This window comes from Streptomyces sp. NPDC056503, assembly GCF_042794995.1.
Classification (GTDB): domain Bacteria; phylum Actinomycetota; class Actinomycetes; order Streptomycetales; family Streptomycetaceae; genus Streptomyces.
On record NZ_JBHTST010000006.1, the window covers coordinates 1 to 19198 of the forward strand.

A 19198-nucleotide genomic window follows, 5' to 3' on the forward strand; every position below is an offset into this window, starting at 1 on the left:
GGCCCGCCGCCGCGGGTGCCCCCCAGGGCCTCGGCGCGATCGCCCGTGACGCCTGGTGTGTCCCCGACCGCCGAGGGCCCGCGATGGACTAATGAAGGTGCATGGGAACTTCGGAGGGCAGGCGCCGGCCGGTGAGCCGCCGCGCGTTCACGGCGGGGCTGGCGGGGACGGCGACGGCGGCGCTGGCGGCCACGCTGAGCGGTTGTTCGACGGGGCGGGCGGGTCCCCCGGGGGCGTCCGGAACACCGGGACCCGGCGTGGACGGGACGGAGGCGGTCGAGCGCGCCTACACCTTCCTCGACCGGCGGGTGGACGAGGCCGCCGGCGGAGCCCGGCAGGGGCTGCCGCGCAGCTACACCGGCGGCTGGATGGAGAGCCACCACTCCACCGTCGCCTTCACCTACGACGTCGCGCTCACCGTCATCGCGTACTGCGCCCGCGGCGCCGACGGCGACGTCAGGCGGGCCACCGCCCTCGCCCGCACCCTGCTCGCCCTGCAGGACGGCGACCCCGCCGGAGACGGCCGGATCCGCCAGTCGTACGCCTCCGGAAAGGTCACCGCGGCGGACGGCCTGCCCGCCGTCGCCGCCCAGGACGCGTACACCGGCGCACAGGCGTGGACCGGGCTCGCCCTCCTCCACGTCCACCGCCGTACGGACGGGGCCGAGTTCCGCGCGGGCGCGCAGCGGCTCGCCGAGTGGGTCCAGGACCACACCGCCGGCTCCCGGGGCATCCCCGGCTACACCGGCGGCGTCACCGCGGCCGGCACCGCCCTCACCTGGAAGGCCACCGAGCACAACATCGACGCCGCCGCCCTCTTCCGCGGCCTCGCCGGCGCCACCGGCGACGGCACGTGGTCCGATCGCGCGGGCGTCGCCACCGGGTTCCTCGACGCGATGTGGGACGGGGACCGCGGCGCCTTCTGGACCGGCACCGGCACCGACGGCTCCACCGTCAACCGCACGCCCGTCCCCGAGGACCCCCAGAGCTGGTCCTACCTGGCGACCGGTGACGCCCGGCACGCCGGCGCACTGGACTGGGCGCTGGAGCACCTGGCCGCCGAGGACGGCGGGTTCAGCGGCGTGTCGGTCAGCGACGCCGACACCTCCAAGGTCTGGTTCGAGGGCACCGGACACATGGCGGCGGCCCTGCGCCGCCGCGACGGCGACGGCGACCGGGACCGGGCCGACCGTCTCCTCGCCACCCTCCGCTCGGCCCAGGCGGACGCCCCGAACGCCGACGGCCACGGCATCGTCGCCGCCTCCTCCGACGGGCTCCGCACCGGCGACGGCGACACGCTCTACGCCAGTCTGCACACCGGGACCACGGCGTGGTTCGCGCTCGCCGCCCGGGGCGCCGACCCCTTCCTCACCGGCTGAGGCTCAGTCGAGCCAGAGCGCCCGGGCCGTCAGGGCCGCCGCGACCAGCAGCACGGCCAGCAGCTCCCACCAGAAGAGCCGCCGGTCCCGCCGCCGGTCGTCGGCGGTCAGCTCCGCCACGTGGCGGCGCAGCGCCTCCTCGGAGTCCTCGTCCGCCGTCATCCCGCCGTCACCTTCCCGGTCTTCTCGGTCTTGTCCCATGTGAGCTCCGCCTTACGGCGCTCCTGCACCCAGGCCGCCACCAGACAGGCCGACAGCAGCGAGCCGTACCCGACCAGCGTCAGCAGCACCGGGGCGAGGAACCGCAGCCGCGTGCCGCTCAGCAGCTTCGCGGCCCACGCCAGCGGCAGCGACAGGCCCAGCCAGGCGTAGACGGCGACCATGAGCGGCTGCGGCGAGCCGGCGTCCGTGAGCAGGCCGGCCCGCTCCAGCAGCGGCTGGAACACGCCGGGCAGGGCCGTGAACACCAGGACGCACGTGGAGACCAGGCCCGGATAGATCAGCGCCTCCCGCCAGCAGCGCCGGAAGGTGCCCGGATCGACGGCCGCCGAGAGCAGCAGGATCAGCAGGTAGCAGACGAGGTTGACCACCCACAGCCAGTGGAACAGCTGCCACGAGCGGTCCGCGTCGGTGAAGTAGAGGTAGAGCAGTGCCACCGAGCAGACCGCCATGAGGACCGGGGTCGCGAGGAGCGAGTACCAGACGAGCCCGAAGAGGACCGAGCCCAGCCGGTGTCCCTCCCGCCGCTTCCACGGCCGGAACCACAGCCGCCGGTAGCGGTGGGTCACCTGGAGGTTCCCCCGGGCCCAGCGCAGCCGCTGCTTCCACAGCCCGGTCACGTCGCCGGGCTCCTCGGCGAGCACGGTCGCGTACCCGTCGAAGACGACCCGGCGACCGGCCAGCTGTGTCTCGAAGGTGGTGACGGTGTCCTCGGCGAGGGTGGAGGTGTCGATCCGGCCACCGATCGCCTCCAGGCTCGCCCGGGTGTGCAGCTGCGCCCCGCCGGCCAGGCAGGCGACGGCGCCGAGGACGTTCTGCGCGCGCCGGGCGGCCGCCTGCGCGGTGATGTACTCGAAGGCGATGTAGCGGGTGAGGTAGGTGCCCTGCTTCCCGCTGCCCTCCTTGATGTACGCGGTGACGGCGCCGACCTCGGGGTCGGCGAGGTGCCGGGTCATCCGGAGCAGGGCGTCGCGGTCGAAGACGACGTCGGCGTCCATCACGAGCACGGCCTCCGCCCAGTCGTCGCCGAGGACGTGGGCGAGCCCGTGGTTGAGGGTGTGCGCCTTGCCCTGCCCGCCGTCCTCCCGGCGCAGGTGCGCCACCCGCCCCGGATGCCGGGCCATCAGCTCCCGCATCACCTCGGGCGTCCGGTCGGTGCTGGCGTCGTCGACGACGACGACCCGCAGCCGGTCCGGCGGATAGCGCATGCGGAGCAGTCCCTCCACGGAGGAGGCGAGGACCGGGGCCTCGTTCCAGGCCGGAATGAGGACGGCGGTCCGGGGCATGTGCGGGGGCCGGTCCTCGTACAGGTGCCGGAAGCGCTGGAGGCCGACGAGCAGGAACTGGATCACGGCGACGACCAGCGGCACCGCGCCGAGGAAGACCGCGACGGTGGCCAGGATGTGCGGGATCCGGTTCAGGACGCGCTCCGTTCCTCGGCCGTCGCGTCGGCGAGCGCCGCCGCGACCCACGGGAAGCGGCCGACGTCCTCCGCCCGGTGGGCGTCGCTGCCGGCCGCGAGCCGCACTCCGGCCCGGTGCAGCAGCCGGGCCGTGCGGACGGAGGGGCACCGCCACTTCTCGTTCAGCTCGACCGCGGCGTCCCGCTCCCGGCAGGCCCGCGCCAGGGGTTCCAGGAGCGCCGCGTCCACGCCGTCCTCGTCGAGCCCGGCCTTGGGCAGCACGCTGAACAGGTGCGCCACATGGGCGGTCCGGCCCGCCGGGACCCTCTCCACCGCCCGCGCCGTCGCGAGGACGAGCAGCCGCAGGGCCTCCTCCGGCACCAGCCCGCCGTCGTCGAGCAGGGCCCGTACGGAGTCGGGGTGGGCGGGGCCGTCGGGCAGCGGGAACCTGTGGTCGGCGAGCGCGACGTGCCCGATCCCCGCCAGGTCCTCCGGGAGGTCGATCCGGCCCTCGGTGTCGAGGATCTTCGCCTCCACCCCGCAGACCAGCTCCAGGGGAGCCGTGGCGCGCGCCGCGCGGACGGCCTCGACGTAGGCCGGGAGGTAGGTGGTGTCCGCGCGCACGTGGTCGGTGACCACGAGGGCGTCGAGCCCGGCGGCCGCGGCCGCCGCCACGACGGCGCCGAGGGGATCGTGGCCGTCGGAGAAGTCGGTGTGGGTGTGGAGATCGGCGCGCAGCGGACCGGGTCCCGCCGTCCGCCCGTCCGTCGCCGTCCCGCCGGTCACGCCGCCGCCTCCCGGTCCCCTCCGGCGTCCGGTGCGGCGGCCTCCGTGACGTCGCCCAGGGAGCCGAGTTCACGCGGCGCGAGGACGACGTCCTGCCAGTGGCGGACGACCGCCGTCTCGCGCTGGACGATCCGGTCCGGCAGCTCCACTCCGAGCAGCGAGGCGACCGCCCACTTCGGCATGTCCACCCCGGCGGCCACCGTCAGTGACATCCCGCCCGGGGGACGGGGGTTGACCTCCAGGAGGGCGGCCTTCCCGGCCCGGTCCTCGCGGACCTGGACGTTGAGCACCCCGCGCAGCCCCAGGATGCGGACGGTGTCCTCGGCGATCCCGGAGAGCTCCGGCAGGTCGAGGACCCGGCCGGCCACGACGATCCCGGAGTCCGTCTTGTCCCGGGCGCGGGGCACGGCGGCCACGACCCGCCCCCCGGCGTCGGTCAGCACGTCGACGGAGTACTCGGTCCCCGGCAGGAACTCCTGGAGCAGGTACGAGCCGTCCTGAGGCAGTCCGGCGAGCTCCCGGGCGGAGCGGACGACGACGATGCCCCGGGAGCCGGAGCCGGTGCGCGGCTTGGCGATCGCGGGGAAGCCGCCGTCCGGCTCCGCCGGGCCCGGGGAACCGACGAGCCGTGTGTCCGGCAGCCGTACCGCCCCCTGGCACGCCTCGGCGAGCCGCCACTTGTCCAGGCACGTCTCCAGCGCCCCGGCGGGGGAGAGCAGGACCCGGACCCCCGCGGCGGCGAGGGCGTCGGCCGCGTGGGCGAGCGCCACCAGCTCGGCGTCCACGGTCGGCACCAGGACGTCGATCCCGTGCCGCCGGCACAGGCGCAGCAGGGCCTCGGCGTACCCGGGGGCGGCGCCGGGCGGCACCAGCATCCGGTAGGCGCGCGGGACGAGGTAGAGGCCCGCGCCGTTGGGGTCGAGGTCCGCCGCGTACCGTTCGGCCACGCCGTCCAGGGCGCGCAGGAAGCACACGCCGGAGGGGCCGCCGGCGCCGGTGACGAGGACCCGGGGCGGCCTGCCCAGGGGCAGGGAGAGGTCGGGCACCGGCGTGCGGACGGCGTCAGGCATGGCCGGCCTGGGGGCGGCCGAGGGAGTAGCGCTCATGGACGAGCTCCAGGGGTTCGGCGTAACGGGTCTGGGAGTAGCGGCCCCAGTAGCGGGCGGTGGACCGCAGCAGGTCCTCGTCGAGGTACCAGCGGCTCGACGCCTGCGAGTGGTGGGCCGCGATGGCGGCGAGCTTGGCCCGTACGTCGTCCTCGCTCAGTTCCACGAACCGGTTCGGCCGGTAGGACACGGTGGCGGACGGCGACTGGTAGCAGGCGAGCCGGGCCACCTTGCGGCAGGCCACGAGCGTCGCGCGGTGGACCGCCCGGTGGTCCTGGTGGGTGTCGCTCTCGGAGTGCACGACGACGACGTGCGGGGAGACCTCGGCGACCGCGCGCTCGACGGCCTCCACGGTGGCGCGGTCGTCCACCATGGAACCGTCCGGGAGGTCCTCCATGAGGAGCCGGGCGCCCAGCACCTCGGCGGCGCGGTGCGCCTCCTTCCGGCGCCGCGCGGGATCGCCGCCGCCCCCGCCGCCGGACATGGTCAGCACGGTGACGTCCCAGCCGCTCCGCGTGCGCCGGTGGACGGTGCCGCCCACGCCGATCTCGACGTCGTCCGGATGGGCGCCGACCACCAGCATCCGCAGGGCGCGCTGCCCGGCGCCCTCGACGCCGAGCGGGTCGGCCCGTTCGGTCACCGCCCGGGCCACGGCCGTGGCCACTCCCTCGGGGTCGGAGCGTTCGACCAGGTCGGCGGCGCGGCCGCGCAGCGCCGCGACCGCCAGCCGGGCGCTGGGCGCGTCGTCGGTCACCACGACCGGGACGCCGGGGAGCCGGGCGCGCCACGTTTCGAGCAGCTCGGCGAGCCCGCGGTCGTCCGCGCCGAGCCCGGTGTGCCACACGGCCGCGTCCCAGAGCCGTACGGTCTCCGGCGGATCGGTTCCGGCGCGCAGGAAGTCGGCCGTCGCCTCGACGGTGTGCACCGACGTCGCCCCCCGGGCGCGCAGGGCCCGGGCGGTGCGCGCGGCGGTCTCGGCGTCCCGCTCCCCGAGGAGGACGTGCGCTCCGGTGAGGGGGAGGGCGTCGGCGGCGGGGTGGTGAGCCCCGTCGGGAGAATCGGGCATTTCGGGCATAGGGGAACAGTACAAGGGGTGTGGATCTCGCTCGACCGGGAGGACGTCCCGGCGCGAGGGCCGCGGACCCGCGACCGCGCGTCCGCCCCCACTGCGAGGCGCGGGACGTGACCCTGCTGCCGACCACCGGCCGGCGGCCCGCGCCCCCGGTCTGGATCGGCGGTTTCCGGCCGCGCCGGTCCGCCATGCGCCGCGCGGCCCGGTGGGACGGCGCTGTGCCCCTCTTCGAGACCGCCCGGCACGGCCACGTCCCGGACGCGGCCGAGGTGCGCGAGCTGGTCTCCTCCGTACGGGCGCGGCGGGCGGAGGCCGGAGCGGAGGGGCCGTTCGAGTACGTGCTCGGCGGGGCGACGCCCGCGGACCCCGCCAGGGCGCGGGACGTCGTCGGGCCGCTCCGGGACGCCGGCGCCACCTGGTGGGACGAACGCATGCTCCAGGGCGGCCCCGACCTGGACCGCCTCGCCCCCGTGCTCCGGCGGGCGGAGGCCGGACCGCCGACCCTCCGAGCGACGGCGGTCCCGCGGGGACGCGCCGGCGCGTCTCAGCGCCCGGTCAGTTCGGGCAGCAGGTCCGGGTTGACGATCCGCAGGATCGTCGCGACCCGCGCGGGGTCGGCGGCGGCCCACAGCACCCGCCGCGCCTCCCGGTACTTGGCGGCGAGCCGTTCCCGCTGCTCCGGCGCGAGGCCCGCCGCCCGGTCCGCGCGGCTGTTGTGCGCGTTGTCGGCGATCTTCACCAGGGTGGCGTCGGGGTCCAGGGCGACGCGCCGGATCTTCTCCTCGTACGGGCGGCCGGGTTCGTTGGTGACCGCCAGGACGGCGCGGACGACCCGCTCGGGGACCCCGGCGGCCCGCAGGTCCTCCGCCGTCCACCCGGTGTCCTCGACGACGTCGTGGAGCAGCCCCGCCATGGCCAGTTCGGGGTCGAGCGGCGCGAGCCCCGCGGCGACGGCCCGTACGTGTTCCACGTACGGGACGCCGATCTTGTCGACCTGACCGGCGTGCGCGCGGTCGGCCAGTGCGTCCACCTCGGTGAGCGTCATCATGCCCCCATCATCCCGGCACGCGCGCGTGGTTCCGCCACGCGCTGTTCACACGGCCCGGGAATTACCCCGCGGGACGCGTCCGTTGCCGCCGGTATGACTCTCGGCGTGACGCTCAGTTCGACCAACCGGCAGCTCCCCGTCGACGACACCGTGCGGCTCGCGCGCGACGCCCGCGAGGCCGGTCTGCACTCCGCGTGGTTCGGCCAGTCCTTCGCGTACGACTCGCCGACGCTGGCCGCGATCGTCGGGCGCGAGGTGCCCGGCCTGCACGTGGGGTCGGCCGCCCTCCCGGTCTTCGGCCGCCATCCCCTCCTCGTCTCCAGCCAGGCCCAGACGGCCCAGGCCGCCACCGGCGGCCGCTACCACCTCGGGCTGGCCCTCGGCACCAGGCACCTCACCGAGACCGGCTTCGGCCTCCCGTACGAGCGGCCCATCGGCCTGCTCAGGGAGTTCCTCACCGCCCTGCGGCCCCTCCTGGAGACCGGCGAGGCCGACTTCCACGGCGAGCTGCTGACCGCGACGACGCCGTACCCGGCGGCCGTCCCCGGCGCCCGGCCTCCCGTGCCCGTGCTGGTCGCCGCGATGGGCCCGCAGGCCCTCCGCGTCAGCGGTGCCCTGGCCGACGGCATCCTGCCGTTCCTGGCCGGGCCCCGGGCCCTCGCCGAGCACCTCGTACCCGCCGCCTCTGCCGCGGCGGAGGCGGCGGGCCGCCCCGCGCCCCGGATCGTGGCCCTCGTGCCCGGCGTGGTCACGCACGACCCGGAAGGGCTGCGGGCCCGGGCGGCCGAAGCCCTCGCCCTCTACGAGGAGGTCCCGTCCTACCGGCGCGTCATCGGACTCTCCGGCGCGGCCCGCGCCGCCGACCTGGCCGTCCTCGGGGACGAGGAGGCCGTCGCCGCCGAGGTCCGCCGCTACTTCGACGCCGGCGCCACCGAGGTCGTCTTCACCGCCACGGACCTCGGCGGCGAGGAGGCCCGCAGACGAACCTGGACGCTGCTCGGCGAACTGTCCCGGGAGCGGACCGCCGGACGCCCGACCGTGCGGGCCTCCGCCCGGAGGCCGTGACCGTCCGTATGCCCGGGCTCGTGGTCGTCCTCGACGCGTGACCACGGGCCCGGGAGGGCCGGGCGGCGCCGGACGCGCGAGGACGTGGCCGCCGCGCCGAGGCTCCTCGCGTACGACCGGGAGGGCGAGGCCCTCCCGCACCCCGCCGTCCCGCACCCCGCTGTCCCGCACCCAGCCCTTCCGCGCCCCGCGCTCGCGGAGGCCCGCGAGGTCCTCGGCGCGCACCGCGCCGCCGGGTTAGGGGAGGGGTTCGTCGCCGCCGGGCTCTGCCTCCACCGGGACGGTCGCGACGGTGTCGCCCGGCGCGGCGACCGCGTCGTGACGGGCGGCTCCGGCCGGTGCGCCAGGGGCCACGCGGTGCCGAGGACCGGCCGGGCGGTCGGGTCCCGCATCGGCGTCCGGTTCCGTCCGCGCGGCGTCGACCGCCCTCGCGTGCCCGCCCGGTCGCGAGTCGGAACAGGCCATGGTCGTCAGGCGCGCCCGTGCGTGCGTGCCGGTGGTCCAGGAGCGGCCCCGGCACTTCAGGAGAACACAACTGCCCAGCAAGACGCCAGGGTTACCGTGATCCGGACCTGTCTATTCCGGGGGTTGTGGGCCGGTTCGGGCGGGCAGGTTTGCAGCGTCGCGTGGCGGGAATTGTCGGGCGTCGGAGACAGCGGCAACATACAACGGGTTCCGAGGACTGAAGGAGGTGGAGCGACCATGCCCCTGCATGCCGTCGAAATCCCCGAGTTGTGGATGCCTCATCCCCTCAAGGTCAATCCGCACCTACCGGGCCTGCGCGCGGAGAGCGAGACCTGGGCGCGAGAGATGGGCATGCTGGACAACGGAGACGGACGGGCCGACCGCCGGCCGATCTGGACCCAGACCCAGTTCCGCGCCATGACGGTGGACCTGCTCACCGCCTGGACCCTGCCCGACGCCTCGCCCGCCGCCCTGCGGCTCAACCACCGTTTCAACATCTGGGCGCTCGCCTGGGACGACTACTTCGCCCACTCCTTCAAGCGGACGAGCGACCTCCAGGGCGCCCAGGACTTCACCGCCCGACTCCACGCCTTCCTGCGCCCGGAGGAGGGCGCGCGCCTGCCCGAGCCGGTCAACGCGGTCGAGCGGGGCATCGCCGACCTCCAGGGGCACCTCTTCCCGCCCCGACTCGCCCACTGGCGCCAGGAGTTCAGCCGGGCCCTGGCCCGCTACGTCGACGCGGGCGTCGAGGAGCTGGCCAACAGCCGCACCGGCCGCGTCCCCCACCTCATCGACTACGCCCCCTTCCGCCGCGAGAGCTTCGCCGCCCACACCGCCCCCTACTCCGTCGAACTCTCCACGGGCGCCCGAATACCCGAACGAATCCGGAACCACCGGACCGTCCGCGGGCTCGTCGCCGCGTTCATGGACGTCATGGGGCTGGCGAACGACATCGCCTCGTACGAGCGGGAGGTCCACGAGGAACACGACGTGAACAACCTCGTCGTCGTCCTCGGCACCTCCCTGGGGATCCCCCTCCGCGAGGCCGTCCCGGCCTCCGTCCACCTCGTCAACTCCCGCATGCGCGACTTCGAGCAGCTCCGCGAGGAGGACGTCCCGCCGCTGGCCCGCCGCGCCGGCCTGACCCCCGGGGAACAGGCCGAGCTGGACACCTGGATCGGCGGGGCGTGCAGCTTCCTCTCGGGCCTGCACGCCTGGTACACCGGCGCGCCCCGGTACGTCCCCACCGACCCCGCCTTCCCGGAACAGCGGCTGCCCGCCGCCTCGGGGGAGTGGTACGGAAGGGGGGCCGGCCGGCACGCGGCGACACCCCCTTCCGCCGTCGGGCTCGGTATCGACGTCGAGCCGTGACGGACTACCGCAGCCGCAGCCACCGCGACAGCCGCTCCCACCAGGTCGGCCGCGCCCCGGGCCGCGCGGCCGGCTCGGGGGCGACCGCGGGGGTCGCCCCGGGCGCCGCGGCCGGCCCGGGGATCCCGGCCGCGTGCGGCGGCGGGCCCTCCGGCAGCGGCTCCTCGTCCTGCATGCCCCGCGGGGCCCGCGGGGCGAACGAGACCGGCAGCGCCGTCAGGTGCCGCGCCCAGGTGGTGGAGCGCCAGCCGAGGTCCTCCTCCGGGATCGACAGGGCGATGTCGGGAAGCCGGGTGAGGAGGATGTCGATGCCGGTGTCGGCGATGATGCGCCCGACGTCCTGCCCGGGGCACTCGTGGCTGCCGGCGCTGAAGGAGAGGTGCGCGCGGTTGTGGTGCACGGGCGCCGCGGGATCCGGGCGGACCACCCGGTCCATGTTCCCGGCCGCCAGGCCGAGCAGCAGCATGTCGCCCGCCATGATCCGCTGCCCGCCGAGCGTGGTGTCGCCGTTGGCGTAGCGGGACGGGCACACCATCAGCGGCGGCTCGTCCCACAGGACCTGCTCGACGGCCTCGGGCAGCGTCATCTGACCACCGGCGAGCGAACCGCGGAACCGTGGGTCGGTGACCACCATCCGCAGCACGTTCGACATCAGGTTGGCGGTGGTCTCGTAGCCGGCCAGCAGGATCAGCCGCAGGTGGTGCACGACCTCCTCGTCGGTGAGCCCCGCCGGGTGCGACAGCAGCGCGGAGGCGATGTCCATCCCCGGCCGCAGGTGCTTCTCCTCGACCAGCTGTTCCAGGCTCTCGACCACGAACGCGTTGCTCGCGAGCGAGGTCTCGGTGGCCTTGAAGAGGTCACGCGCGGCCTGCACCAGCTTCGGCGCCGCCTCGTCGGACATGCCGAGCAGATGGATGAGGGTGAGCATCGGCAGGTGCTCGGTGAACCGGTCGACCAGCTCCGCCTCGCCGTCCTCGCAGAAGGTGTCGATCAGCTCGTGGGCGAAGCGGTTGATGCGGCGCCGGATCCCCCGGTGGTCGAACTGGTCGAGCGAGGCGGTGACGGCGCTGCGCAGCCGCTGGTGCTCCTCGCCGTCCGCGCAGACGCAGTCGGGACGCCAGCCGATCATGGGCATCAGCGGGGAGGTGGCGGGGTCGATCTCGCCGCTGCTCCAGCCGTGCCAGACCCGCGGGTCGCGGGAGTACTGGGTGGAACGGGTGGCCACGTCGCGGTTCTCGTTGTAGCCGAGGACCAGCCAGGCGCGGACGTCGCCGTCGAGGAGGACGGGCGCCACCGGACCGTGGACGGCGCGCAGTTCCTCGTACAGGCCCATGGGGTCGGTCTCGGCGGCGGGGCCGTAGAGCCGGGCCGCTCCGCCGGGCCCGGTGGCCGCGTGGGCCGGGCAGCCCGGCGGCGGGACGAGCCCGGGGTCCTGTGCGGCGTGCTCGTGGGCGGGGAGGGTCATACGGTCTCCTGGGCGGCGAGGGTGCACAGGTAGACCATCAGCGAGAGGAGGGCGTCCCGGCAGGACGCCCGGTCGCGGGCGTCGCAGGTGACCAGGGGGACGGACTCGCTGAGGGCCAGCGCCGTGCGCAGTTCTGGCAGCGGGTACTGGGGGGCCTCGGGGAAGGTGTTGACGGCCACGACGAAGGGGACGCGGCGGTCCTCCAGGCGCGTGATGATCTCGAAGCAGACCTCGATCCTGCGGGTGTCGACGAGGACCACGGCGCCGAGCGCGCCCTCGAAGATCCCGTTCCACAGGAACCAGAAGCGCTCCTGCCCCGGGGTGCCGAAGAGGTAGAGGATCAGCTCCTCGTTGATGCTGATGCGGCCGAAGTCCATCGCGACGGTCGTGGTGTTCTTGCCGGCCACGCCGGGGTTGTGGTCGATCCCGACGCCGGCCTGTGTCATGCGCTCCTCGGTGGTCAGCGGCGGGATCTCGCTCACCGCTCCGACCATCGTGGTCTTGCCGACGCCGAAGCCGCCGACGACGACGACCTTGACGCCCCTGGCGCCGTGCGGCAGGAGCAGGTCGGTGTCGCGCGGGCCCGCCCTGAGCGTGTCAGAGTCTCCGTAGTCCATGGATCACCGCCTCCAGAAGGCCCCGGTCGGGGAAGGCCGCGACGGGCACGGGGGCGATCGCCTCGACGCGTTGGTCGTCCACGAGCTGGGACAGCAGCACGGTGACGACGCTGAACGGAAGGCTGAGGTAGGCCGACACCTCGGCCACCGACAGCGGGTACTCGCACATGGTGAGGATGGATGCCTGTTCGGGCTGCATCGAGGGGTCCGGCGTGGACCTCGTCGCGATCAGCGTGACGAGGTCGAAGGCCTTGGCCGAGGAACCATCGCCGCCGGTGATGACGTACAGCGGGACCGGGGTGCCCTCCTCCCAGGGCTTCGGGTTCTCCGAGGTCACATCGCCTGCCGGACGTCTTCACGCGGCGGACTCGTCATGTGCCGCCCGATCCTCGTGACGAGCGTCCGCATGCGGTCGCCGAGGAGCCCCGCGTCCACCTCCGCGTCGGCGAGCACGGCGAGGTAGGCGCCGGGGCCGGCCGCCATCAGGGAGAAGTAGCCGCCGTCGGCCTCGATCCCCACCATGTGGGTCGTGCCGTTCCCGTGCGGGAACATCTGCGCGATCGCCCGGGCGAGGCTCTGGATGCCGGAACAGGCGGCCGCGATCGCGTCGGCGGTGTCGGGCGCCGTGTTGGCCTGGCCGATGCTGAGGCCGTCCGCGGAGAGGACGACCACGTGCCGTACGTGCGGAACGCCGCCCACGAGCTCGGTGAGCATCCAGTCGATGTTGGGCAGTGGCTGCATGTTATTCGACCTCATCAGACGGCTGACGGTGCGGAGTGGGGGATGCGGAACCCGAGCGCTTGTCGCCGTTGAAGGCCTCCCACATCAGCCCGGGCTGGCGGGCGGGGTTGCTGGGGGCGGGGGCGGGCTCGGGGCCGGTGCGGATGACCGGCGTGGGGACGGGCGAGTCGCGGCGGCGGCGGGGCAGACCGTTGAGGGTCGTCCCGTCGATGAACGGCGCCGCGCCCTCGTCGAAGGAGGTGGGGAGCATGGGGGTGGGCGGCGGTACGGGCAGCGGCTCGGGGGCCGGGGGCGGCACCGGGGCGTTGCGGCGCGACGGCAGGGGCCGGAGGGGCCCGGCCGCGCGCTTCCGGGCGGGCTCAGGAGTTCTCACGACGGGCTTCTCCACCGTGGTGATCAGGCGCCGGGGTACGAGGATCACGGCCCGTACGCCTCCGTAGGCGGAGGGGCGCAGGTCGACGTCGCAGCCGTACTCGCGGGCCAGTCGGCTCACCACCGGCAGACCGAGCTGCGTCACCTCGCCCAGACCGGCCAGGAACAGGCCCGAGGTCGAGTCCGTCATCACCCGGTTGATGCGATGGCGGACCTCCTCGGTGAGGCCGACGCCGCGGTCCTCGATCTCGATCGCGATGCCCGAGGGCACCTCGACGGCGCTGACCTCCACCGGGGAGTGCGGGGGCGAGAACGTCGTGGCGTTGTCGAGGAGTTCGGCGAGCAGGTGGATCAGCGGCTCGGCGCCGGGGCCGACGACCGCCGCCTCGGTGACCGACTGGAGCTTCACCCGGGGGTAGTCCACGATGCGTGACATGGCGCCGCGCAGCACGTCGTAGAGGGGGATGGGCTTCGACCACTGGCGTCCCGGGCGGGCGTCGCCGAGGACGGCGATGCTGGCCGCGAGGCGGCCGATCAGGGCGTTGCGGTGGTCGACGTCCTGCAGGCCGCGGGCGAGCACGAGGTCCGTGCCGTGGACCATCTGCATCTCCCGGAGGTCCTTGGCGAGCTGGTGCACGATCGCCTGGACGCGGCGGGCGACGGCCACGAGGGCGCGCTGCGAGGAGTCCCGGGTGTTCTCCTCGGCCTCGACGGCCAGGAGGAGGGTCTCCAGCGCTCCCTTGAGCGCCTCGGTGAAGCCGTCGTCGAGATGCTCGCCGACGCGGACCGATTTCACGATCTCGGAGGTGGAGTCGCCCTTCTGGAGACGGGCGACGGCCGCCGGGAGCAGCTCCTTGGCCATCCACGTGGTGGCCGTCCGCTGGTCGGCGAGGCGCGCGAGCAGCGCGGCCTCGCTCTCCGCGTGGGCCTGCCGCGCGGCCCGGAGCGCCCCCGTGTGCCGGGCCTCCTCGGCCGCCCGGGTCAGGCGCACGGTCAGGGCGGTGCTGCCGAGCGTGAGGGAGACCGCCGCGAAGCCGTACCAGGCCACCGGTGTCCGTATCTGCGCAGGCGCGAAGAGCAGCCCTATGGCGAACAGGGCGGCCAGCACCCCCGGCGGGACGAGCCACACCGGAGCCATCGCACCCGGCCTGGCTCTGGAAGTTGAACCTGCGCGAACCATCAACGGTTTCCCTCGACGTCCGGAAATGGGAAAGGACTGAAGTGGGGCGACGTACCGTCAGGAAAGAAGCGGACATGCGATCGATCACGCACGCGTGCTCGAATATCCCTTCGCGGCCGTGCTCCGTCGGCGCCCGCTCCCAGCGTTCATGACTCGCTGTGAGCGCGGCGCAACACATCTGCGGAGCATAGTCAGTTCGCGATTGGCGTGTGACCTCGATGGAAGGAAGGGTTCTATCAATCAAACTGGCCCTATAAAAGGGCAGGAATACGTATCGAAAATGACAACAAGTGATCAGGCTGTGCAGCTTTCGCCAGTCATTCCGAAAGGTGGCGCGGGCCGGAGTTCCCGCCGCCCGGCCCGCGCCGCGGCCGTCTCAGCGGAAGTCCTCCCGCTCGCCCTCGGCCGTCGCCGTGGTGAGCGCCGCGGCCGGATCCCGGTCCGCCGGACCCACCGGAGTCCACACGTCCCCGACGCGCCGGTACGGCCACCACCGGCCGTCCTCGCCCAGCCGCAGCTGCGCCCCGGCGCCCGTCGGCGTCCAGCGCGCCCCCGAGCGGCTCAGCTCCGGCCGCTCGCCGTCCTCCCAGGCCTCGGCCAGCCGGGCCGACGCCCGCGCCAGAGCGGCCTCGTCCGGCGTCCACGACTCCTCCAGCACGGCGACGGCCGCGGCCCCGCCCCAGCCCCACGCGCGCGTGGCCAGGTCGAGCTCCGCGCGCGAGCGCCCCGTGCCCGAGGCGAGGCGCCCCGCGATCCACGCCGGCGGCCGGCCGGCCGCGAGCCGCACCGCGTCCTCGGCGACCGTCGCACCCGAAGCGGAGACCCCCGGGGACACCGGCCGGCCGGCGAGCAGCTCCGTGAGCAGCCGGTGGGCGCGGGCCGCGGTGTCCGCGGCCAGGAACTCCAGTGCGGCGGGCTCCACTCCGGGCTCCGGATCCGTCTCCGTGTCCAGCGCCGGCGGCTCCCCGGGCGCGGCGCCCGGCACCGGCACGGCGGGCAGCGGCGGCAGGATGTCCCGCAGCGCGTACGCCTCCGCGGCCGACACGCCCCGCGGCTCGCCCCCGGTCCCGTCCCCGTCCGCGGCGTCCGCCGGACCACCGGCCGCCGCGGCGCCGCCCGCGCGGGCGGCGCTGCGGGCCTGGAGCGCGTCCACGACCGCGCGCTGCCCGCGCCCCCGCATGAGCAGCAGCGCGAAGGGGTCCTCGTCCAGTATCCGCGCCATCTGGTGGCAGAGCGCCGCGGTGTGCGGGCAGTGGTCCCACGCCTCGCAGCCGCACTCCGGTTCCAGGTCGCCGATACCCGGCAGCAGGTCGACGCCGACCCCCGCCGCGTCCTCCACCAGGTGCGGCGGCATCTCGTGGTCGAGCAGCGCGGCGATGTGCCCGGCGCTGTCGACGGCGAGGTCCAGCAGCCGGTCCCACTCCTCGTCGGTCAGCGTGCGCACCAGCACGTCGCTGCGGTACGCCGTGCCGTCCCGGTCCTGCACGACGGCGGTGATCCGCCCGGGTCGCACCGACACGGCGCCGACGGCGCCCGCCCGCGCGTCCCTGCGGCCCGCCTTCACCTGCTGGCCGTCGAGCGCCGTGTCCTCCAGCGCCTTGAGCCACGCCCGGCCCCACCACGTGCGGGTGAAGGCCCCGCCGCGCACCGGCGGCGGCGCCGCGAAGGTCAGCTCCTCGGCCCCCTGGCCCGTCCCGTACCCGCTCATCGTCCGTCCTCGTCCGCGACGTCGTCCCCGCGCAGGGAGACCAGCTCCGCCAGTTCCGCGTCGGTCAGTTCGGTCAGCTCCGCCGGAGCGTCCGACGAGCCGCCGAGCACCGCGTCGGCCAGTTCGCGCTTGCGGTCGAGCAGGGCGGCGATCCGGTCCTCGACCGTCCCCTCGGCGATGATCCGGTGCACCTGGACCGGCCGCGTCTGCCCGATCCGGTAGGCCCGGTCGGTGGCCTGCGCCTCCACCGCCGGGTTCCACCAGCGGTCGTAGTGCACCACGTGCTCGGCGCGGGTGAGGTTGAGGCCGGTCCCGGCTGCCTTCAGGGACAGCAGGAAGACCGGCACCTCCCCCTCCTGGAAGCGGGCCACCATCGCCTCCCGCTCCGCCACCGGGGTGCCGCCGTGCAGGAACTGCGTCCGCACCCCGCGCGCCGCCAGGTGCGCCTCCAGGAGCCTGGCCATCCCCACGTACTGGGTGAAGACCAGGGTGCTCGCGCCCTCGGACAGGATCGTGTCGAGCAGTTCGTCCAGGAGCTCCAGCTTCCCCGAGCGGCCGGCGATCCGCGGACGCTCCTCCTTCAGGTACTGGGCGGGGTGGTTGCAGATCTGCTTGAGCGAGGTCAGCAGCTTCACCACCAGGCCGCGCCGTGCCATGCCCTCGGCCGCCGAGATGGCCAGCAGGTTCTCGCGCACCACCGCCTCGTACAGACCGGCCTGTTCCGGCGTCAGGGAGACGGCCCGGTCGGTCTCGGTCTTCGGCGGCAGCTCCGGCGCGATCCCCGGGTCGGACTTGCGCCGGCGCAGCAGGAACGGGCGGACGAGCGCGCCGAGGCGTGCGGCGGCCGCCGGATCGCCGCCGGCCTCGACGGCGGTGGCGTACCGGCGCCGGAACGCCCCGAGCCCGCCCAGCAGGCCCGGGGTCGTCCAGTCGAGGATCGCCCACAGCTCGGAGAGGTCGTTCTCCACCGGCGTGCCGGACAGCGCCACGCGCGCGCGTGCCCCGATCGTCCGCAGCCGGCGGGCCGTCGCGGAGTAGGGGTTCTTCACGTGCTGGGCCTCGTCCGCCACCAGCAGCGCCCACGGGCGGGCGGCGAGCCGTTCGGCGTCGAGCCGCATCGTGCCGTACGTGGTGAGGACGACGTCCCCGGCCCCGAGCCCCTCCAGGTCGCGGGAGGGGCCGTGGAAGCGGCGCACCCGCGTGCCCGGCGCGAAGCGCTCGAACTCCCGCTGCCAGTTGCCCATCAGCGAGGTCGGGCAGACGACCAGGGTGGGGCCGGCGGTGGCCGGCTCGGACTGCCGGTGCAGATGGAGGGCGATGACGGTGATGGTCTTGCCGAGCCCCATGTCGTCGGCGAGACAGCCGCCGAGGCCGAGCGAGGTCATCCGGTGCAGCCAGTTCAGGCCGCGCAGCTGGTAGTCGCGCAGGGTGGCGGCGAGCCCGGCGGGCTGCGGGACCTCGCGGACCCCGCCCTCGGGGTCGGCCAGCCGCTCGCGCAGCCGTTCCAGGGCCCCGGTCGCGGCCACCTCGACCTGCCGTCCGTCGACCTCCGTGGTCCCGGTGAGCAGGGCGGCGAGGGCGTCGACGGGCGTCACCTTGCGGTCCTGCCGCTCCCGGGCGCGCAGCACCTCCGCCGGATCGACCAGCACCCACCGGTCGCGCAGCCGCACCAGCGGACGCCCGGCCTCGGCCAGCCGGTCGAGTTCGGCCCGGGTCAGCTCCTGGTCCCCCAGGGAGAAGCGCCAGTTGAAGGCGAGCAGCGCGTCGGCGGAGAGGAACCCCGGCACGCCGCCACGGGAACCGCCCCCCTCGGCGGCGGCCTCCGGACCGTCGGCTCCGTCCGGGCCCCCGGCTCCGAGCCACGCCCCGGCCCCGGCCCACGACTCGGCCCCGGTGCCGGGCCGAGGCTCCGCCCCGGCTCCGGTCCCCGCCTCCACCGGCCCGATCACCGCGTTCGCCGTCAGGCGGTCCGTCAGTTCGCGCGGCCAGTGGACGCGCATGCCGGTCGCGGCCAGCGCGCGGGAGGCCGGGCCGAGGAGTTCGACGACCTCCTCGTCGGCCAGCTCCATCGAGTCGGGGACGGCGGCCGTCAGCAGCGGCGTGAGCGGAGGCCAGGCGCGCGCGGCCCGCCGGAGTGCCAGCAGGGCGTCCATCCGGGCGCGCGGTCCGAGCGCCGCCGCCACGGGACCGGTACCCGACCAGGCGTCGGCCGCGTCCACGACCACCGTCGGATCGGCGGCGGAGTGCAGCTGGAGCACGGCGCGGAAGTCCGGCGTCCGCGCCGCGTCGACGTCGCCGCCGACGAGCTCCAGGCGGAGCGACAGCCGTACGCCCGCGTCGTGACCGGCCGCCACATCGGCGGCCCAGGCCCGCTGCTCGGGTACGGACTGCGGATCCTCGACGGCGAACGCGCGTCCTCCCGCGGCGAGTTCGGCCGCCGGTGTACGGGGGAGGGTGTCGGCGACCGCGTCCAGGAAGGCCCGCAGCAGCCCCTCCGGCTCCGGCAGCAGCCAGTCCTCGGCCTCGTCCGCTTCCTCCACCGGTCCCACCGGTCCCACCGGCACCGCGTGCGCCGTCGGCGGCATCGACGCGGCGAGGGTCCGCACCCGGTCCAGCTCCTCGGGCCCCAACGGGCCCGCCCGCCAGGCGTCGTGCCCGCCGTCCGTCACGCCGGGCAGCAGCAGCCCGCGCGCCGTGAGGTCCAGGGCGAGCAGGGCCGCGCCGCCCCAGAAGGCGGCCGCGGGGTCGCCCCCGCCCGAGAGCCGGGTGCGGGCGAGGAGCGGCAGGGCGTCCCGTACCGGGAGGAGGAGCGCGGGGACGGACACGGCCTGGAGGTCCGTGCCGTCCACGACGGTGATCTCGCCCTCGACCGCCGCCGGCGCGGCCGGGAGGGCTTCGCCGGCGGGCGACCAGAGGGCGATCCGGCCCGCGCGGGGCGGATCCGAGGGGAGGAAGACGGCGGCGGGGGAGGCGGATCGGGGGAGAGAGGGGGCGGACGCGGGACCGGAGGGTCCGAACGACGAGGTCAACACATTCCTCGCATGTGACTCATTACTCGCATGTGACTACCTGTGAGACGGAGCGGCCGACCCTACCCCAACGCCGCCGCCGAACGCGCCCATCCGGGCGTGACGCCCGACACATGTGCACCGCGCCCCACCGGAGGGTGGGGAACACCCCACCCTCCCGCCCCGGCCCGCCC

General features: G+C 75.1%; 16 protein-coding genes and 1 pseudogene. 4 read left to right on the plus strand and 13 right to left on the minus strand.

Features of this window, described 5'->3' with window-relative positions; translation table 11 throughout:
* Window positions 1-101: 101 nt before the first annotated feature.
* On the plus strand, window positions 102-1379 hold the full coding sequence (locus ACFQ8C_RS02840; protein ID WP_383451610.1) for a hypothetical protein: 1278 nt from the start codon (window positions 102-104) through the stop codon (window positions 1377-1379).
* A 3-nt stretch (window positions 1380-1382) separates the two neighbouring features.
* Here ACFQ8C_RS02840 and ACFQ8C_RS02845 read toward each other — a convergent pair whose 3' ends face one another.
* Genes ACFQ8C_RS02845 through ACFQ8C_RS02865 form a run of 5 tightly spaced genes read right to left on the minus strand, consistent with a single transcriptional unit; the run spans window position 1383 to window position 5967 of the window.
* The gene (locus tag ACFQ8C_RS02845) at window positions 1383-1541 is read right to left on the minus strand and encodes a hypothetical protein (protein ID WP_383451612.1); all 159 of its coding nucleotides are present in this window, start codon (window positions 1539-1541) and stop codon (window positions 1383-1385) included.
* Complete coding sequence (locus tag ACFQ8C_RS02850) at window positions 1538-3070, minus strand: glycosyltransferase (RefSeq protein ID WP_383451614.1); 1533 nt, start codon at window positions 3068-3070, stop codon at window positions 1538-1540. The genes ACFQ8C_RS02845 and ACFQ8C_RS02850 overlap by 4 nt, the downstream gene beginning before the upstream one ends.
* Window positions 3016-3786 carry a PHP domain-containing protein gene (locus ACFQ8C_RS02855; protein ID WP_383451616.1) on the minus strand — a complete coding sequence of 257 codons (771 nt, stop codon included), beginning with the start codon at window positions 3784-3786 and terminating at the stop codon, window positions 3016-3018. The genes ACFQ8C_RS02850 and ACFQ8C_RS02855 overlap by 55 nt, the downstream gene beginning before the upstream one ends.
* Entirely contained in the window at window positions 3783-4892 is a 1110-nt protein-coding gene (locus ACFQ8C_RS02860; RefSeq protein ID WP_383451618.1) for an ATP-grasp domain-containing protein, read from the minus strand. Before ACFQ8C_RS02860 ends, ACFQ8C_RS02855 begins: the two co-directional genes overlap by 4 nt.
* Entirely contained in the window at window positions 4849-5967 is a 1119-nt protein-coding gene (locus tag ACFQ8C_RS02865) for a PIG-L deacetylase family protein (RefSeq protein WP_383451620.1), read from the minus strand. The genes ACFQ8C_RS02860 and ACFQ8C_RS02865 overlap by 44 nt, the downstream gene beginning before the upstream one ends.
* A gap of 89 nt (window positions 5968-6056) precedes the next feature.
* On the opposite strand from ACFQ8C_RS02865, the pseudogene ACFQ8C_RS02870 reads away from it, so the two are divergent.
* A pseudogene (locus ACFQ8C_RS02870) lies at window positions 6057-6470 on the plus strand (LLM class flavin-dependent oxidoreductase); the annotation flags it as partial.
* A gap of 38 nt (window positions 6471-6508) precedes the next feature.
* Here the strand turns inward: ACFQ8C_RS02870 and ACFQ8C_RS02875 are convergent.
* On the minus strand, window positions 6509-7012 hold the full coding sequence (locus tag ACFQ8C_RS02875; protein WP_383451622.1) for an HD domain-containing protein: 504 nt from the start codon (window positions 7010-7012) through the stop codon (window positions 6509-6511).
* Window positions 7013-7105: 93 nt separating this feature from the next.
* On the opposite strand from ACFQ8C_RS02875, the gene ACFQ8C_RS02880 reads away from it, so the two are divergent.
* Window positions 7106-8077, plus strand: a complete 972-nt coding sequence (locus ACFQ8C_RS02880; RefSeq protein WP_383451624.1) for a TIGR03564 family F420-dependent LLM class oxidoreductase — start codon at window positions 7106-7108, stop codon at window positions 8075-8077.
* A 702-nt stretch (window positions 8078-8779) separates the two neighbouring features.
* Window positions 8780-9913 (plus strand): hypothetical protein, encoded by a 1134-nt coding sequence (locus ACFQ8C_RS02885; protein WP_383451626.1) that lies wholly within the window; start codon window positions 8780-8782, stop codon window positions 9911-9913.
* A gap of 4 nt (window positions 9914-9917) precedes the next feature.
* Here ACFQ8C_RS02885 and ACFQ8C_RS02890 read toward each other — a convergent pair whose 3' ends face one another.
* The 7 genes from ACFQ8C_RS02890 to ACFQ8C_RS02920 form a co-directional block, all read right to left on the minus strand.
* Window positions 9918-11378: a cytochrome P450 gene (locus tag ACFQ8C_RS02890; protein ID WP_383451628.1), complete on the minus strand. Its 1461-nt coding sequence runs from the start codon at window positions 11376-11378 to the stop codon at window positions 9918-9920.
* Entirely contained in the window at window positions 11375-11995 is a 621-nt protein-coding gene (locus ACFQ8C_RS02895) for an ATP/GTP-binding protein (protein WP_383451630.1), read from the minus strand. Before ACFQ8C_RS02895 ends, ACFQ8C_RS02890 begins: the two co-directional genes overlap by 4 nt.
* Complete coding sequence (locus tag ACFQ8C_RS02900; RefSeq protein WP_383451632.1) at window positions 11976-12332, minus strand: DUF742 domain-containing protein; 357 nt, start codon at window positions 12330-12332, stop codon at window positions 11976-11978. The genes ACFQ8C_RS02895 and ACFQ8C_RS02900 overlap by 20 nt, the downstream gene beginning before the upstream one ends.
* On the minus strand, window positions 12329-12736 hold the full coding sequence (locus ACFQ8C_RS02905) for a roadblock/LC7 domain-containing protein (RefSeq protein ID WP_169092294.1): 408 nt from the start codon (window positions 12734-12736) through the stop codon (window positions 12329-12331). Before ACFQ8C_RS02905 ends, ACFQ8C_RS02900 begins: the two co-directional genes overlap by 4 nt.
* 1 nt (window position 12737) lies before the next feature.
* On the minus strand, window positions 12738-14246 hold the full coding sequence (locus tag ACFQ8C_RS02910; RefSeq protein WP_383451634.1) for a sensor histidine kinase: 1509 nt from the start codon (window positions 14244-14246) through the stop codon (window positions 12738-12740).
* A 418-nt stretch (window positions 14247-14664) separates the two neighbouring features.
* The gene (locus tag ACFQ8C_RS02915; RefSeq protein ID WP_383451636.1) at window positions 14665-15996 is read right to left on the minus strand and encodes an SWF or SNF family helicase; all 1332 of its coding nucleotides are present in this window, start codon (window positions 15994-15996) and stop codon (window positions 14665-14667) included.
* Entirely contained in the window at window positions 15993-19025 is a 3033-nt protein-coding gene (locus ACFQ8C_RS02920) for a DEAD/DEAH box helicase (protein WP_383451638.1), read from the minus strand. The genes ACFQ8C_RS02915 and ACFQ8C_RS02920 overlap by 4 nt, the downstream gene beginning before the upstream one ends.
* Window positions 19026-19198: the final 173 nt, after the last annotated feature.